Origin of the sequence: Chryseobacterium soli, from assembly GCF_000737705.1 — a bacterium.
GTDB lineage: Bacteria > Bacteroidota > Bacteroidia > Flavobacteriales > Weeksellaceae > Chryseobacterium > Chryseobacterium soli.
Genome location: NZ_JPRH01000003.1, coordinates 272,339 through 290,119 on the forward strand (window position 1 = coordinate 272,339; position 17,781 = coordinate 290,119).

The 17,781-nt window shown below is 38.2% G+C and carries 12 protein-coding genes; 7 read left to right on the plus strand and 5 right to left on the minus strand.

The annotated features are described in order from the left end of the window. Positions 1-62: 62 nt before the first annotated feature. Positions 63-2,069, minus strand: coding sequence for an NAD-dependent DNA ligase LigA (gene ligA / locus IW15_RS08655; protein WP_034710625.1), 2,007 nt, complete (start codon positions 2,067-2,069; stop codon positions 63-65). A 241-nt stretch (positions 2,070-2,310) separates the two neighbouring features. Between ligA and IW15_RS08660 the strand changes: the two genes are divergently transcribed. The 6 genes from IW15_RS08660 to IW15_RS08685 all read left to right on the plus strand — a co-directional run bounded on the left by IW15_RS08660 (position 2,311) and on the right by IW15_RS08685 (position 9,466). Further along, positions 2,311-5,397 carry a TonB-dependent receptor gene (locus IW15_RS08660; RefSeq protein WP_034710626.1) on the plus strand — a complete coding sequence of 1,029 codons (3,087 nt, stop codon included), beginning with the start codon at positions 2,311-2,313 and terminating at the stop codon, positions 5,395-5,397. Positions 5,398-5,460: 63 nt separating this feature from the next. Continuing rightward, positions 5,461-6,207, plus strand: coding sequence for a glycerophosphodiester phosphodiesterase family protein (locus tag IW15_RS08665; RefSeq protein ID WP_034710627.1), 747 nt, complete (start codon positions 5,461-5,463; stop codon positions 6,205-6,207). Between the two features lie 312 nt (positions 6,208-6,519). Then, the gene (locus IW15_RS08670) at positions 6,520-7,233 is read left to right on the plus strand and encodes a 3-ketoacyl-ACP reductase (RefSeq protein ID WP_034710628.1); all 714 of its coding nucleotides are present in this window, start codon (positions 6,520-6,522) and stop codon (positions 7,231-7,233) included. A gap of 75 nt (positions 7,234-7,308) precedes the next feature. Beyond that, complete coding sequence (gene prmA, locus IW15_RS08675) at positions 7,309-8,136, plus strand: 50S ribosomal protein L11 methyltransferase (protein WP_034710629.1); 828 nt, start codon at positions 7,309-7,311, stop codon at positions 8,134-8,136. Positions 8,137-8,153: 17 nt separating this feature from the next. Further along, a complete protein-coding gene (locus IW15_RS08680; RefSeq protein ID WP_034711068.1) occupies positions 8,154-8,996 on the plus strand; it encodes an SH3 domain-containing protein in 843 nt (280 codons plus the stop codon). Positions 8,997-9,085: 89 nt separating this feature from the next. Beyond that, the gene (locus tag IW15_RS08685; RefSeq protein ID WP_131368529.1) at positions 9,086-9,466 is read left to right on the plus strand and encodes a hypothetical protein; all 381 of its coding nucleotides are present in this window, start codon (positions 9,086-9,088) and stop codon (positions 9,464-9,466) included. A 100-nt stretch (positions 9,467-9,566) separates the two neighbouring features. Here IW15_RS08685 and IW15_RS08690 read toward each other — a convergent pair whose 3' ends face one another. The 4 genes from IW15_RS08690 to IW15_RS23005 form a co-directional block, all read right to left on the minus strand. Beyond that, positions 9,567-13,304, minus strand: a complete 3,738-nt coding sequence (locus tag IW15_RS08690) for an AAA family ATPase (RefSeq protein ID WP_034710631.1) — start codon at positions 13,302-13,304, stop codon at positions 9,567-9,569. Position 13,305: 1 nt separating this feature from the next. Then, positions 13,306-14,541 carry an exonuclease SbcCD subunit D gene (locus tag IW15_RS08695; protein WP_034710632.1) on the minus strand — a complete coding sequence of 412 codons (1,236 nt, stop codon included), beginning with the start codon at positions 14,539-14,541 and terminating at the stop codon, positions 13,306-13,308. A 273-nt stretch (positions 14,542-14,814) separates the two neighbouring features. After that, the gene (locus IW15_RS08700) at positions 14,815-15,639 is read right to left on the minus strand and encodes a 5'-nucleotidase, lipoprotein e(P4) family (RefSeq protein ID WP_034710634.1); all 825 of its coding nucleotides are present in this window, start codon (positions 15,637-15,639) and stop codon (positions 14,815-14,817) included. A gap of 365 nt (positions 15,640-16,004) precedes the next feature. Next, positions 16,005-16,121 (minus strand): DUF4280 domain-containing protein, encoded by a 117-nt coding sequence (locus tag IW15_RS23005; RefSeq protein ID WP_228384331.1) that lies wholly within the window; start codon positions 16,119-16,121, stop codon positions 16,005-16,007. Positions 16,122-16,397: 276 nt separating this feature from the next. Here IW15_RS23005 and IW15_RS08705 point away from each other — a divergent pair, with 276 nt between their 5' ends. After that, positions 16,398-16,766, plus strand: coding sequence for a DoxX family protein (locus IW15_RS08705; RefSeq protein WP_034710635.1), 369 nt, complete (start codon positions 16,398-16,400; stop codon positions 16,764-16,766). The last annotated feature ends 1,015 nt before the right edge of the window (positions 16,767-17,781 follow it).

The following is a 17,781-nucleotide window of genomic DNA, read 5'->3' on the forward strand; positions in this document are numbered from 1 at the left end:
AAAAAGGGCTGTGAAATTTTCACAGCCTGCATGTATTTATTAATCTCAGATTTCGGACTTTTTTACTGCTTTTCTATCAGATCCAGAAACTGCTGCTCATCAAGGATTTCAATCGTTCCGATATCCTGTGCTTTTTTCAGTTTGCTTCCGGCTTTTTCACCCACCACAAGGAAATTAAGGTTTTTAGAAACCGCAGAAATATTCTTTCCGCCATGTTTTTCCACCATTTCTTCCGCTGATTCTCTGGTAAACAGCGATAGTTTTCCGGTGAAAAGGAAGGTTTTTCCTTCCAGAACATTGGATAAAACTTCATTCGTGCTTTCTCCTTTTTCCAGTTGAACTCCATAAGATTTCAGACGTTCAATCATTAAAATATTTTCAGAATTTTTAAAGAATTCAACAATACTGAAGGCAATTTTAGCTCCGATATCTTCCACCTGGCAGAGTTCTTCTACAGTGGCCTCTTTCAGCTCATCAATCGTTGCGAAATTTTTAACCAGTTTCTTCGCAACCGTTTCTCCCACATGTTTGATCCCAATTCCGTACAGTACTTTTTCGAAAGGAATTTCCTTGGATTTTTCAATTCCTGAAATAATATTTTGAGCAGATTTTTCTGCCATTCTTTCCAATGGAAGGATCTGTTCTTTGGTCAACGTATAAAAATCGGCTGGATTTTCAATCAGTTTTTCACGGTACAGCTGTTCAATTGTCTCGCTTCCCAGATTATCGATATTTAAAGCCTTTCTTGAAACATAATGAATCATTCTTCCTACAACCTGAGGTGGACAGTGCAATTCATTTGGACAGAAATGGATCGCCTGATCTATGATTTTTACGAGCTCTGTTCCACATTCCGGGCAGTTTTTGATGTATTCGATTGCTTTACTGTCAGAAGTTCGTTTTTCTTTATTGACATCAACTATTTTGGGAATAATTTCACCTCCTTTTTCCACAAACACAAAATCATGTTCATGTAAACCCAGTTTTTTGATGATATCTTCATTATGCAGGGAAGCTCTTTTTACAATTGTTCCGGCTAGCAGAACGGGTTTCAGATTGGCGACAGGTGTGATGGCTCCGGTTCTTCCTACCTGGTAAGAAACACTTTTCAGCTCAGTTTCCACCTTTTCAGCTTTAAACTTATAAGCCATGGCCCAACGCGGTGATTTTGCCGTATATCCAAGCTGTCTCTGTTGTTGTAAAGAATTTACTTTCAAAACGATTCCGTCAATCTCAAAAGGGAGATTATGACGTTCCACATCCCAAAAACTGATGAATTCCTTTACCTCATCCAGTGTGCGGCAAAGTTTCGCCTGCTGGGAAGTCTTAAAACCCCACCCCTGAGCTTTCTGAAGGAGTTCCCAATGCGTTTCTGCCGGAACCTCCTCTGAAATGTACTGATATAACACAGATGACAGGGAACGTTTTCTTACCTCCGCGCTGTCCTGCATTTTTAAACTTCCACTGGCGGTATTTCTTGGATTCATGAACGGATCCAAACCTTCCTCCTCACGAAGTTTATTAAGTTTATCGAAATTTTTTCTGGTAAGATAAATCTCACCACGCATGAAAAAATGAGACGGAAAATCTCCTTTTAGAGTTAAAGGAATATCTGAAATGGTACGCACATTAGGCGTAATTTCATCCCCCTGAAAACCGTCCCCTCGGGTAACAGCCTGTACCAGTTTTCCGTTTTCATACAAGATAGAAATAGAAGCACCGTCATATTTCAGCTCAGCAACAAACTCTACAGGATCATCAATGGTTTTGATAATTCTTTTCTCCCAGTCTTCAAGATCCTCAAAGTCATAAGAATTATCCAGAGAATACATTCTGAACTTATGCTGAATGGTAGGGAAATTTTTGGTAACAGCACCTCCTACACGCAGCGTAGGAGAGTTGTCGTCATGAAATTCAGGATACTGTGCTTCAAGTTCCTGCAGCTCTTTCAACAGCGTATCAAACTCGAAGTCTGAAATGCTGGCTTCATCCAGGATATAATAATTGTAGTTATGCTGATGGAGCTCTTCACGAAGCTTTTCTATCTTTTGTTGAATGTTTTCAGACATTGCTTTTCTATCTTTTTAGCAAAAATAGTTAAAGTAATTCCATTTAAAAAATAAGAGAATTAAATATTTCCAGAACATTAAAAACACGTAATACCCTTTAATGAATTGATTCAACAGAAGATAAAATTGATATTGACAATACGTTAACATAACGTTTGCATTTAATTCAATAATTGTTAAAATTCTCTTAAATAGCAAACACTCAATGTCTGGATACCTTTGCCAAGCTAATTTGAAGAAAATGAAAAAAGTAAAGATTGTATTGGGATTATTGTTTTTAGGACTTGGGACGATGGCTTATGCACAGACCACTCAGGCATCCATTGTCGGAAAAGTGACCGGTTTGGGAAGCACGGCCCAGGAAAAAGTGAAAGTAACGATTGTGAATGAGTCTACAGGCTTCAAAACCGAGACTGAAACCAACTCAAAAGGAGAATATATTTTCAAAGAAATTCCTCTTGGCGGGCCTTACACGGTGATGGTAAATGATGAGAAAAAAGAAGGATATAATGTCAACTTTGGAGATCAGGTAACTGTAAACGTAAGTTTGGGAAATGGAGCAAAACTTATTGACGAAGTAGTGGTAACCGGAAATCTGAAAAATAAGATCGGAAACCTGGGAGCAGCAACCGCTATTTCTGCCAAAAACATCAGTATGCTTCCCGTGAACGGAAGAAATTTTGCCAACCTTACAGAATTGTCTCCTCTAAGTGGAAAAGGAGGTAATTTATCCGGGCAGTTAGGTTCTTCTACCAACTTTACGATTGACGGGATGACTGCAAAAAATCCCACATCAGCAGGGTCTACCACCAGCAGAAGTGGGGCGCCTTTTTCTATTTCCATTGAAGCCGTACGTGAATTTAAAATCACCACCAACCAGTATGATGTCACACTGGGAAGAAGCGGTGGGGGTACCGTAAGTGCGGTGACCAAATCCGGAACGAATAAATTTTCAGGAAGCGCCTGGGAATATTTAAGAACCAACTGGCTTTCCAGTCCGTATGATATCAGAGGAAACAAAAGACAGAACGATTTCTCTACTTCTCAGTTTGGATTTTCATTAGGAGGTCCGATCATTAAAAATAAATTACACTTCTTTGTAGCCTGGGATCACCAGTTAGATTCAAGACCGTTGCAGATTGCAGATATCAAATCTACAGATGATGAGAAAAGACTTAATACAACCACGCAGACGCTTAATCAGTTTTTAGATATTGCAAGATCAAAATATGGGGTAGGAAATACTCCGCAGTTTGGAAGTTTTGATAAAGTAAGAAATTCAGATGCTGGGTTCCTTCGTTTGGACTGGCAGATCAACGAAAAAAACTTATTGACGTTAAGAAATAATTTCACGTATGATCTGAATAAAAACGGATTGGTAGATAATACGGCGATTAATTTCTTCGAATCTTACGGGAATGATAAAAACCTGGATAACAGCCTACTCTTAACATTAAGAACGAATGTGAAGTCAAACATCACGAATGAATTAAAAGCACAGTATTTATACACTTTCCAGGACAGTTATCAGAATAATGAATTGGGTAAACCTGTACCAAGAGCTGTGGTTGAAGGGGTTCTATCCAGTGTTGGAGCTACCAATATCCAGATCGGAGGACATCGTTTTGGTCAGGAAGGTTTCCGAAATAATGTATTCCAGGTAGTAGATAATTTATACTACAACACAGACAAAATTAAATATACGTTTGGAGCAGACCTGATGTATACCAGATCCAAATCGATTTACGGAAGTGAAGTGAACGGAAGATTTCAGTTTCAGGGGATGACGAATTTTGCCAATCTTACCCCTTACCGATTTTACAGAGAAGTGCCTTTGATGGATGATCCGTCTGTAAAATCCAGTATCTGGAATGCAGGAGTATATGGACAGCTTCAAGCTAAAATAGCAAAAGGTCTTGACTTTATGGCCGGATTAAGACTTGATTACGGAGGATACCCGAAAGCTGAATTCAATCAAAAGCTTTTTGACGAAATGGGGATCAGAACCGATAATCAGATCAAATCTTTTGTGATTCAGCCGAGATTTCAGTTTGACTGGAATATCAATGAAGGAAATAAAGATTTCTTAAAATTTGGTGCGGGAGTATTCTCTTCCGATATCAACAATTATATGGTGATTAATAACCTTGTTTTTGACGGGAAACATTTGGCAACAGTAGATGTGAACCCCGGTAAAATTGGACTGACTCCTGATTTCCCTGGGTACAGAAATGATTACGGAACGGTTCCTACCCTTTCACAATATCAGATTCCGACCATCAATTACACAGGAAAAGATGCAAAGATTCCAATCGTTTATAAAGCGAATATATCGTATACTCACTTCTTTAATGAAAGATTCAGAGCCGGAATCGCAGGATATATGGCATTGGGAAGAAATAATTACTTCTACTACGACAGAAACATGGTGGCCAACCCGTATTTCACGTTGGCTAATGAAGGAGGAAGAGGGGTGTATGTACCCGCATCTACGATCATCAATAATGATGCTAATAAAAGTGTGAGTATCGATTGGAAAGAAGGCAGAATTAATAAAAACTTTGGAAGAGTACTGGAATTGGTGAGTGATGGTAAAGTGAATCAATATTCATTTGTAGTGGACACGAGTTACAGATATTGGAAAGATGGGGAAATCACAGCAAGTTATACGTGGTCTGATATCAAAGACAATACTTCATACAACGGAAATGTAGCAAACTCTGCAACCCTTTCTACTCCGGTTCAGAGTGATCCGAGAGATTTAAGAATGAGCTATTCTGACAGCCAGTTCAGAAATAAAGTAGTGCTTTACGGAAACTCGCCTACCATTGCAGGATTTACTGTAGGACTTCGATATTCAGGGATTGGAGGAACACGTTTCTCTTTAACAACAGGAGGGAACGTCAATGGAGATTTTGTGGATTCCAACGATTTAGCCTATATCTTCCCGAATCTTACACAGGCGCTGCTTAGCGATCCGGATGTAGGTAAAGCTTTAAAAGATTATATCACGGATTATAACAATAAAATTGCAGAACGTAACGGTGGCAAAAACGGATTCTACGGAGTTTGGGATGTACGTGTCGCGAAAAAAATCAAATTTGATAAAATAGGAGCATTTGAACTTTCTGTAGATATCTTCAACGTGGCCAACCTTCTTAATAAAGAATGGGGGGTTAACAAATCATACGGTAACGTAGCGTTGTACAGAGTCACAAAATTCAATCAGGATACCAAACAGTTTGAATATGTGAAAAATGCCAATGGTTTAGCCCCTTTATCAGGGAATCCTTATCAGATTCAGATTGGAGCAAAGTATAGCTTTTAACAATTAAATAGTACCTTTATCAAACGGTCGCAAGACTTTTATATTTTAATTATCTAAATTATTATGAAAAATTTTATCTTAGGGTTAGCAGTTTTAAGTACAGTACTCATGAAGGCACAAACCCAGATTATCGCACACAGAGGCTATTGGCAAACGCAGCCTCCTACAACGGAAAATTCGATTAAGTCATTGGAAAATGCCCAGAAATTAAAAATTTATGGATCAGAATTCGATGTAAGGATGACTAAAGATGGTGTTTTAGTGATCAATCATGATGAACACCACGGAGACATGGAAATCTCTGAAACCAATTTTAAAGACCTGGAAAAATTAAAATTATCAAACGGTGAGAACTTTCCTACCCTAAAAGACTATTTAAAACAAGGCAAAAAAGATCCTTCTGTAAAACTTATTGTAGAAGTTAAGCCGATTAAATCTCAGGAAAAAGAAAGCGAGATCGTTCAGAAAACCATCAAAATGATCAAAGACATGAAGCTGGAATCTCAGAGTGAATTCATTTCATTCAGCTTACATATCTGCAAAGAGATTAAAAGAGTGGAGCCTAAATTTAAAGTTCAGTACCTGAACGGGGAATTGTCTCCGGCACAGATTAAAAGTGAAGGACTGGATGGATTAGACTACCACTACAGTATTTTTGAGAAAAATCCAACCTGGATCGCTGAAGCAAAAGCATTGGGTCTGATCACCAACTCATGGACGGTAAATGATCTTCCGGTTTACGAAGCACTGAAAAAGCAGGGAATAGGCTTTATCACAACCAATATTCCTGATCAGTTAAAAAATAAATAACGTTTTTTTTTTAAATTCACAACCAATACCCAAAGTCTGCCTCTTTAGAAAGGGGGCAGACTTTTTTTACAGACGTATATAGATATCACGCCCCTGTCATTGCGAGGAACGAAGCAATCTCGGTTTTTAATAAGCATCATGTGCAAACGATTAACATATTCATCTGTGTAAATCAGAGAAATCTGTGGTTATAAAAATTTGAACCAAAAAGTCAAATTCATTCAATCATTAAAAAACTATTAAATACGGAATTTCCACCCACTATAAAAATGTTCTTTCGTAAATTTGTACCACGAAAAAAGAACAATCATTATGAATATAAGCGGAAAAAATGCCATTGTAACAGGTGGTGGAAGAGGTCTTGGTAAAGCAGTAGCGTTGGCATTGGCTAATGAAGGAGTCCATATCGCGATAACAGGAAGGAACGAAGAAAACCTTAAACACACGGTCGAAGAGATCAAAAACCTGGGTGTGAATGCAGTATATGCTGTATTTAACGTTGATGATGAAGCTGAAGTAAAAAAAGGAATTGAATCTCTGGGAGAAGAATTGGGCGGCGTAGATATCCTGATCAATAACGCAGGAATAGGAGATTTTGGAAGCATTGAAGAAATGTCTTCTGAAACATGGGAGCAGGTGATTAAAACCAACCTTTTCGGAGTGTATTATGCTGCAAAAGCAGTATATCCATTCATGAAAGCAAAAGGAGAAGGAGATATTGTGAATGTTTCCTCAACAGCAGGATTAAAAGGCGGTCCGAATATGTCTGCATATGCAGCTTCAAAAGCGGCGGTGGTTTCCTTATCACAGTCGATGATGGCAGAATGGAGAAAACAAAACATCCGTGTTATCACCTTAACGCCAAGTACCATTGCTTCCGATATGAGTATTCAGGGAGGACTTACAGACGGAAACCCGGACAAAGTTCTTCAGCCGGAAGATTTTGCAGAATGGGTAAGAGATATCCTGAAAATGAACAGAAGAGCTTTAATAGCGAATGCTTCTATTTTCTCTACGAATCCGTAACATTTACACTAACTTTTACAAGAATGAAAGCGGGCTTTAGTCCGCTTTTCCTTATTTTTGCAACAAATTATTCACATGCAAAATTATTTAGAATTCAATTTTAAGGTTTCTCCACAGCAACCTTGGAGTGATATATTAATGGCAGAGCTTATCGAAATCGGTTTTGACAGTTTTACAGAAGAAATTGAGGGAATTTTAGGCTATATCCAGAAGGACTTATTCAAAGAAGATGAGCTTAAAGCCCTTTCGATTTTTGAAAATGAAAATGTGAAAATTGAATATTCATTCCAGGAAATGCCGAACATCAACTGGAATGAAGAATGGGAAAAGAATTTCTCTCCAATCAATATTGATGATAAAGTACTGATCAGAGCAGAATTTCATGAATCCGTTCCGGGAATGCACGAAATTGTGATCCAACCTAAAATGTCTTTCGGGACAGGGCATCATCCAACGACCCATTTGATGATCCAGCAGATGATGGATATTGATTTTAACGGTAAAAAAGTCCTGGATATGGGATGTGGAACATCCGTACTGGCGATTTATGCAAAACAGCAGGGCGCAGGAGATGTTAAAGCTATTGATATTGATGAATGGTCTGTTGAAAACTCAAAAGAAAATGCAGGAAGAAACAATGTGTCATTAGATATTGAGCTGGGTACTGCTGAAAACTTAGGAAAAGAAAATTTTGATATTATTTTGGCGAATATCAACCGAAATATTTTAATCTCTGATATTCCGACCTATGTTTCTGTTTTAAATGCTGGTGGACAACTATTGCTTTCCGGATTATGTTTCTTTGATGTGGATGATATTCTGGAAGTATGCAAAGAAAGCGGTCTGGAGTTGAAAAAACAATTACAGCGTGAAGAGTGGGTAAGCTTACTGCTGGAAAAATAATCAACAAAACTACAGATATGAGAGCTTTACTGACTGTTCTTTTTATATGCATGCTGCAGTTTTTTTCGGCACAGGAAGAGGAAATGGCTTATTCTAACGGAGTTTTTAATTTTGAAGAAAATAAGACACAGAAGATTTTTACCGATTGGACCAGAGTAAGAAAGGAACCGAATGTGAATTCCCAAATCCTTGATTCTTTACAAACCAATCAGCAGGTGCTGGTTCTAAAACAGGATGAAACTATTTTGAAGTTAGGAGAAAGACGGGCCAACTGGTACAAGGTTTCTTACCAAAAAGGAGATTTAACATCTGAAGGTTATGTCTGGGGCGCCAATCTTTGTGTAGGCTACCGGAATAAAAACGGATATGATTTCCTTTTCGGACTGACAAAAACAATTGATCGGAAAGATAAAAAATTCAATGAAAGTTTTCAACAAAATATTGCTGCGATAAAAGTGCTAGAAGGAAATACGCTGATCGATGAGGTTTCCTTTGATACCGGAAGAGGCGAAGAACTTAGCTTTGGAAGTTTCGTCATAGAAAGCAATCATAAACTGCAGAATGTTGAAATGACCCTCAGAGCGACAGTTTCCGGTGAGGCCTGCGGTATTGCGGGGTATAGCCAGTATGTTCTTTTTAAAGATAAAAAAATGATTGCCCTTCCTCAATTGATGAATGTAGGGGATGCAGATGTCTATTATCACAGTGAAGAATTCATATTTCCCAATGATAAAGGAGGAATTCCCAATGCTTTTATCTTTAAAATGGAGGAAATGGAAAGAGACGACCGTGACAGAGAAAAGAAGAAACGGTCTTCCAAAACCTATCTATGGAATGGAAGCTCTTATCAACTGAAATAAAATTTTTAAAGTATAATTTGAAAACCGCTGTATATTTATAGCGGTTTTTTTATTTTTATAAGATGATTAAAAAATAATAACCGATCTCTATGAAAAAAAGTTTGAAAATTGTCTTGTTTATAGGAAGCTGTATGCTGTTGTGCTCGTGCCCTGCGAGCTCATTCGTAATGTATAAACTGGTCGGTAGCGACAACGATTCTTACCGTGAATACTATGACTTGATTGATGGGTCTGACACTATCCGTGCAAAGGTGGGCGTCCTGCATAGTTTCATAGATAAAAAAACATATTTGACTGTAAAATTAAACCATGTAAAAGAAAAGAAATATAAAGTGTTTTCCACTGCGTACGGTGAAATCTCTATGACATCAGAAGAACCTTATATATTTAATAAAGAATTAAAATCGACGAAGAAAAGAGATACCGTAATGATTGAAAATGCAGGCAAACGCTATTATTTTACCCGTTAAGAAGATTTTTCAATCACTTTTGAATCTAAAAGAGATGATGGAATATTCCATTCTGTCAAAAATGTTATTCAACACGATAATATGTTACGAAAGCCAATGATTAATAATTCCCTACAACTTCCACTTTACTTCTTCCACTAGCCATTTTGCTTACCCTGATCTGCACCGGGATACGTTCGGTCATTTCCTGAACATGAGAAATTACCCCAACTTTCCGTCCCTGATTATGAAGTCTTTCCAGCGCGTCCATAGCGATATTGAGCGTAGCCGGATCTAAAGAGCCAAAACCTTCATCGATAAATAAAGATTCTACCTTCATACGGCTGGAAGAAAGGGAAGCAAGTCCTAAAGCCAATGCCAGAGAGATCAGGAAAGACTCTCCGCCCGAAAGTGAATATACGGTTCGCACTTCACCGCCCATATCCTGATCCACGACCTGAAGTCCAAGCGTAGAAGGAATACGTTCAATAGTATATCGGTTGGTCAGTATTTCGAGATGAATATTCGCATATCCTAATAAGGCGTCCAGTGTATATTCCTGGGCGATTTGCCGGAACTTTTTACCATCGGCGGAACCTATGATATCATTGAGCTTGCCCCAGTTTTCCGTAATCGATAACTGCGCGGTGATGCTTTTCAGCAAATCACCGATTTTCCCTTTATTAGCTTCATCCTGCTGAAGTTTAAAGTTGATTTCCCCTTTGATGCGTTTTCTTTCTTCAGTATCAGATTTTGTGGTACGGTGTAATTCCGTAAGATCAGATAAAGACCTTTCGGAAATGACTTTTTGCTTGTGTGATTCTAAAAGCTGGGTTCTTTCCTTATGGATAGAGGCTGCTTTAGTTACTTCTTCGTCAATGGTTTGTAATGCAGTTCGTTCCGTATCGATCCAGTCGCTGCTGAGCGAAAGTAATTGGTAGAGTTCGTCCTGGGTTAAATGTTGATGATACTTCTGGTTGTAATCATCAAGCCATTTCTGTATTGTATTCACAGCACCTAATGCATCATTTTCTAAAGTGGTTAATGCTGCCAGCAGTTCATCTTTTTGGGTATTTGCTTTGGTGCTGTCAATGCTTAATTGCTGTTTTTCAGTTGTAAAGGTTTCAACTTTTTGCTGTACTTCCGTAACTTCTTTTTTGAATTGCAGCTCAATATCTGCTGCTGCTTTCCCTTCAAAGATCATCTTTCGCTGATCCTGCAGTTCCTGATATGTTTTATGTTGAGAATTGTAGTGCTCTGCTTTTTCAGCAACATCTTTCCCCATATTTTCAGCTTGAGTCTCAAGTTCTTTCACCGTAGCAGAAATAATATCATGCTGACGGTTATGACGCTCCAGTTCTTCAATGCTTTCTTTCCATTTTTTAGAAAATGTACTAATACGGTCGATGAACGGAGCAGGAGCTGCTTTCCATTTTTCCATCCAGTCCGGACTTACAAAATATGGACTAAGCATTTTTTCAATTTCGCCAAGAGCCGATGATCCTCTTTCCTGTTCCTTTATCGTGGCAGTTTGCTGCTCGAGGTATAAAGTTAGGGCATTCGTATTATCCTTTATTTGATTAGTAATACTGTCAATATGTTCCTTTAATTCTTCCAGTTTTGTTTTATCTGCTTCCAGCTGTAATTTCTGTTTGGAATGCTCCTGTATTTTGTTTTGCAGATCATTTTGTTTGAGGGTAAGCTCCTGAAGCTGTTTCTCCATCTGTTCTGCTTTCTCAGAATCCGGAATATTGCTGATGATTTGGGCTATATCAAACTTTTCCCATTCCTGTTTTTTAAGATCAATGCTCGCACGCTTACTGTTGAGGTCTTCCTGTTGTTTTTGGATGGTCTGCTGAAGACTTTTACATTCCTGGTTTAAACTGCTGTGAAGTCGCAATGTGGTTACATGAGTATTTTCATTCGCTTGATGTGTAGTTTCCAGGGTAGACAGAACATTTTCGAGTTGCGGATTGTGTAAGGCGTAAGGATGATTTTCACTTCCACATACAGGGCAGGGTTCGTGATCAACAAGTCCTTCTCTAAGCATTTCTACATTCTCAGAAGCTGCCAGACGGGCCTGCTGCAATAGCTTTGCAGACGTTTCTTTTTGTGTATTTTCTATCGATAATCTTTCAGTGATTTGGTTAAAATTCTCCTGTTTGGATTGATAATCCGTCTGATCCTGTATCTGTTTTTGCTCTAAAGCCTTGAAATCCGTCAGAAGACTGTACAGCAACTGCCAGTGAGCCTGTGCCTGGATGGTACGATGTACTGCCTGATCAGTGTTGGATTTATCCAGCTGTAAAGCTTCTATTGGGAGTAAAAGAAGCTCCTTTGATTGAACATCATACTTGCTTTTTAGGGCTTCCCATTCTTTCTGATACGATTTCAGACTGACCTCTAAACCTGTTTTTTCAGCTTCCTTAGACTTGATTTTTTGCTGCAATTCTTCAGAAATTGTTGCAGATGCCAGTAAAGAATCCAGCAGCTTTTGGGCATCCTGAAGCTTAGAGATGATCACATCCCTGTTTTCAGCAATAGCACTGCGGTCTGAATTGTCTTTTTTCCAGTCTTCAAGTATTTTTATGTCTGCTGAAAGAGTTGATAATTTCGTTTTTTGATCCGTTAAAGTTTGCTGATGCATGCTGTTTTTTGCAGAGGCATTTTCAAATTCTTCCTTAGCTTTTGTGAGCTGAACTGTTTTTTCAGAAAGCAGGGTTTCCAGCTTTTTAGCCTCCTCCAATAGAGGAAGAGCATCATTCAGCAGTTTGTTTTTGGCTAAAAGTTCTTCTTCCGAAGCAAGCAATTCTTTTTCAAGTCCTTCTTGTTTCAGATGAAGTTTTAAAATACTTTCTTTTACTATTTCTAATGCTTTTATTTTCTCTGCCTGCTGTTTTTGGGTATACCGTAAAGCATCCGTCCAGGTTCTTGCTTTTTGTGCCTGTTCTGCCTGAAACAGTTTCTGTTTACGCTGGATGGCTTGTGTTTGTACTTCAGTAGCCTGTTGCAAGCTTATTTGGGCTTCATTCCGGCCGATCTGTAATTCAGCCAGCTGTTCATGCCAGTTGATCTCTTTGGTGAGAATTTCGAGCTCTTTGTCCAGTGCTGTAATTTGAGCTTCCAGATGAGCCTGTTCCGTTTGCAGAGCAGTTATTTCTTCTTCATTAAGAGTAATGATTCCTTCCTTACGAATGTTGAGGTCACGCAGCTGCTGTTCCTCATACTTATATTTTTCAAAAATCTTTTTTGAAATTTCAGAGTAAATATGAGTACCTGTCAGTTTTTCAAGCAGCGAAGATTTTTCATCCTTATTCGCTTTCATAAAAGCAGTGAAATCACCTTGTGCTAGCAAAACCGAACGGGTAAACTGTTCAAAATTCAATCCTACCAGCCGTTCTATTTCTTTATATGTTTCCGCTTTTTTTCCTGGAATATCAAAATTGGAAGTCATATTTTTTAACAGCACTGAATCGGATTGTATGCTGCCCTCCGCCTTATTTCTGGCCCGTCTTACACTCCAGGTGGCGCGGTATTGCTGACCGTCGATCCCTATAAATTCTACTTCGGCAAGACCCTCTGCGGTCCCGTCCCGGAGAATACCACGCACATCTCCCTGGCTGATAGTACTTCCCTGAACATCATAGATTTCTATCCCCATTTCTTTAGCCTGCAGATATCGGGGTGTTTTACCATACAATGCAAGGCAAAGAGCATCCAGTAAAGTCGATTTACCGGCACCTGTAGCCCCTGTAATGGCAAAAATTCCGGCAGAGGATAAAGGTTCCGCTGTAAAGTCAATTTCCGTATTTCCTTCCAGAGAGGCCAGGTTTTTCGTGCGTATGGCTATGATCTTCATCTTATTCTTCTTTTTGGTTTACTTCCTGGGCAGCCTGCTGAAACAAACGCAGGATCTCTTCGGGAACTTCGGTATTGTATCTGGATTGATAAATATTGGAAAATACATCTAATGGCTGCAGTTCATTCAGTTTTTCCTGAGTAATAAATTCGTTGGTTTTCTCTTTTGAAGCTGGATATTTTGAATCAATTTTTGCTAACCTTACTTTTTTACCGATTAATGCGGTTTCTATCTTGTGGCGTAAACCCGGTTCCGGACTTTCGAGCAGCACATTTACTTTAAGGTAAGGCGTTGTTTCTAAATCGTTGTCTGCTGCAGGTAACTGTTCTAATAAAGCGAGTACTTCATGCAGGGGCTGATGGGTTGCCGGAATTCTTTGAAGAGGAACAAATACCGGGATTTCTATGGATTTGAGGTTGCTGATCTCCTCATTCAGTTCAAAAACGATGACCTGATGTTTATAGGCTAGCTCTGAAAAGGACATGGGTAGCGGACTTCCGGAATAACGGATGTGCTCTTTACCGCCGATTCGTTGTGCCTTGTGGATATGTCCCAGGGCCACATATTTAATATCCTCATGAAAAGCTGAAGCAGAAACACATTCCACACCGCCCATAATAGGTCTTTCCGAATCATCCATATCAGTTTTTTCTGCATTACTGGTATGGAGATGCCCCATGGCAATAATGGGCTGCCCGTCCTGCTTTTTCTGATGGGCATATTCAAACGCTTCTTGGTATAATGCAGCAACTCCTTCAGTATAAGGATTTGTACAGTCCGGTATAGTAGGATAATCTCCCATTCGTAGAAAAGGAATAGCAAGACACCAGGCTATAGTCTCTCCGGAACCGTCCACGATAGGAATTGTTAGTTTTTCATAGTCTACACAGCCTTCAGTATTTTTTTCTATCAATCCTATGATGTGAACTTTGGATGATTCCAGCAATGGTTTTGGAGCTTCCAATCGTGAGGCGGAGTCGTGATTGCCGGCTGTAATAATGATCTGCAGATTGGGATTTGCTTTAGTCGCCTGATTCAGGAATGTATAAAACATCTTTATCGAAGCTGCCGCCGGATTGGAAATATCAAAAATATCTCCGCTCACGAGCAAAACATCTATTTCCTCTGTCTGCAAAACCTGTATCATCCAGTCCAGAAACTGCTGGTGTTCATAAGTGCGGTCATATTCGTGAAAGAGCTGACCAATATGCCAGTCTGCGGTGTGGAGGATTTTCATAAACTTTGCTTATTTTCCCATCAGGGAAATTACTGAAGAATGGATCTTTTTCCTTTTTTTATCAAAAATAAATCAATTCTTTGAATAGTGCCTGCGGAAAACCGTATTTCATGATTTAATTTGATTCAGGTCTGCTGTATGATGAGATAAGATATAAAAAACTCACAATACTTTGTGAGTTTTTGGTGAGCTTGAGAGGATTATTTTCTAACTCTTATATTTGATCTTGTGCGAATTCTGATGAAACACTTTATGATACTAGATCATCTTATGTTAAGGAGTAGTCTTCACCGCATCATACATCATAGAGTCTTTCTTTTGTTCGGTATAATCGTATTTGTAGTTATAGAATGAGGATTCCCAGTCACCGTAACCAACATTCGGAATAATAATGAATTTTTTACCAAAATCTTTTGCCGAATTTTTCACTGCTGCAGAACGTTCCGTTTCTGATTTTTTGTCAAACAGGTCGGAGAAATCAGCAAGATTATCACCTAACAGCAAAACGATGTCATAATTTTTAGCAATATCTTTTCGTCGGTTTTCCTTACTGCTTTCTTTTGACCGAAGGATAAGGTTCGTGTCATTTTGAAGAGGGAAATTGAATTGTTTTAAGTTTTTCAGCGTTCCTGTACGCTCCTGCTCCATACGGTTAGTCACATAGAAAACCTGTATGCCCTTGCTTGCAGCATACTGATAAAATTCCTGAGAACCGGTAAGTGGTTTGGCAATGCCTTTGGCTGTCCATTCTTCCCACGTTTTTTGGTCATAATCCTTACCCATTTTTGCACGCTCAACCGCGTAATATGAATTATCCAGGAAAGTTTCGTCAATATCTGAAATAATGGCTAAAGGTTTTCCTGATTTTTGCGCCAAAGCTTCATCCAAACGGAGTTTTGCAATATTATATGCCTGCAGGCAAAGTGCTTCATATTCTGCTGCCCTTTGCTGATAAAACGCTGCATATATTTTTCCATCACGCCCAAGGTTGTGATAAGGTGCATCCTGAATAGAAGTTTTTGAAACCGGAGCTGCTGTTTTACACGATATGACGAAAACAAGAAGACAGCTTGCAATAATGTGATTGAAATTTTTCATTGAATTAGAATAGAGGGAACAAAATTATAACAATTTGCTTTTTATTGCAACAAAGTCGAAAGATACTTCTTCTGACTTGTACAAATGTTTCTGGAAAAATGGAATGATCCGTTCCAAAAATCCATTGATATTTGCATATTCCTGTAAATTTCTTTGTACTGTGTCTGGCAAAGCAAAGAGATTAAATAAAGAATCAAATGTAGAGGATTAATTGCTTTGAATAATTACTGTTTTTGTTTCTATTCTTCAACAAAGTTTTGAACTGATTTATCACTGATATTCTGCCTCCAATGGAACAAGCACAAGTGGAGCAGTCTAACAGTTCTTTTTTACCTTCGATTTCAAAACTAGAGGTGTTGTCCCATTTAACTAGGTAATGGAACGCAGGAAGATCCTAAAATGCTACATACACCAAAAGGTTTAATGTTGATGTTAGGCTGCTTGTCTTCTTCTGTAGTCTGTAGTTTCCCTTCAATGCTCATAAAGGATTGACTGGTTACTGTGATAGAAACGGTACTTCACTTTTAGAACTATTGCCCAATATTATTTTAATACCTTTGCGTAGTTTACCACAAATAAGTTCATAAATGGAAGAAGTTAGGCTTTGGTTAGACCAACCGAGAAAGGATTAGTCAACGTTAAGAAATAAAGAGATTTTGTTTAAATAAGATCTTTTGGTGAGCAAGCTTGGTCTTTTCAGGCAGTTTTTGCTCATCTACGTTTACTATACTTAATTTTTTAATTCATAAAGAACAAAAATGAATATAATTTTGTGGATAATACAGGGGCTTCTCTCTGCATTTTTTATTATGCCTGGTTATGGGAAAATTACTGGCAGCAAAGAAAAACACATCGCAGACGGACATTTGAAAACAAATAGTTCTATAATACCAATTCGAATATTAGGAGTTCTTGAATTGTTAGGTTGTGTCGGCATTATAGTCCCGTGGCTCACTGGTATTGCGCCAATTTTAACGCCAATAACAGCTGTTTGCTTTTGCATAATTATGGTAGCGGGTATGCTTGTTCATACTTCAAAGCAAGAATACAAAATGCTTCCAATGTTGATTATAGTTTTTATACTATCAGCAGTTGTGGCATATCATAGGTTTGCTGGGTTTGCGTAGCGTTTCTTAACTCTGAGACTTATTAAAGGAAAGAAGTATTCCGGAGCTTAAGTACAATGGGAGGAAAAGACTGCTATAAATTATAAAACGCATGAAATTATAATTTGTAAATATAATAGAGTTGGCTCATTGCCAACTCTATTTTTTATTTTAATAAGTCCTCTGTAAGCAGCGGTACTGGAGCCATCTGGATTGTTGATGGCGGATTTCTGGCTGGTAAAAAACTAAAATATTAATTATTCTTAATTGACAAATTCTTTAAATTTGTTATGAGATGGAATCAGCTATAAGGACTAGGATTCTATTGTCGTTGACTTATTAAATAAATTTATCTTGAAAACTGAGTTGGAGTGTATTTCTTTACCGCCTATAGTTGCATTATCTTATAGAAAGTATTTGGATGGTAAGAAATCATTCTGAAAAGAGTGTGGAAGGAACAGTTCTTCCAGATGGTAAGATTGATCTTTTCCTGTATTTGGATCATGGATCGAATTTCGAAATTTTCATAAGTGGGATATTCAATGAAAATAGTAAAACATTCTTTCCCCAAATTTATAATGTTCACTGTAAGTTTTTACCCGATAGCAGCAGAACTCGTATTTAAGCGTTCCTTTCCAGCCTCCCTTAATAAATTACTGTGGCAACTGGTTTTAAGGGACTCTTCAGAGAGGAATGAACGATTTTGAAGCCTTATACAAGAAAACATGCAATACGATACAGCTTATCCGGAAACTAAAGTTATTTGATCTGATCAATCGGTCAAAAGGACAAACTTAAGGTTGGCTAATCGCAACAGAACTTGGATGGAGTAGTAGGGAGATCAACCGATACTTTAGAAAATGGTTTGGGATGAGCTTAAAAAGCTATATTGATATCATCAAATTCTGCAATTCAATTATATACATTAAAAGTGGAAAATTTTTATACGGAGTTAGATTATGCAGACCAACCCCACTTTATTTGGTCAGTTAAGAAATTTTCTGGTTCAAAGTCCACTCTCTATGGAAATTATTTT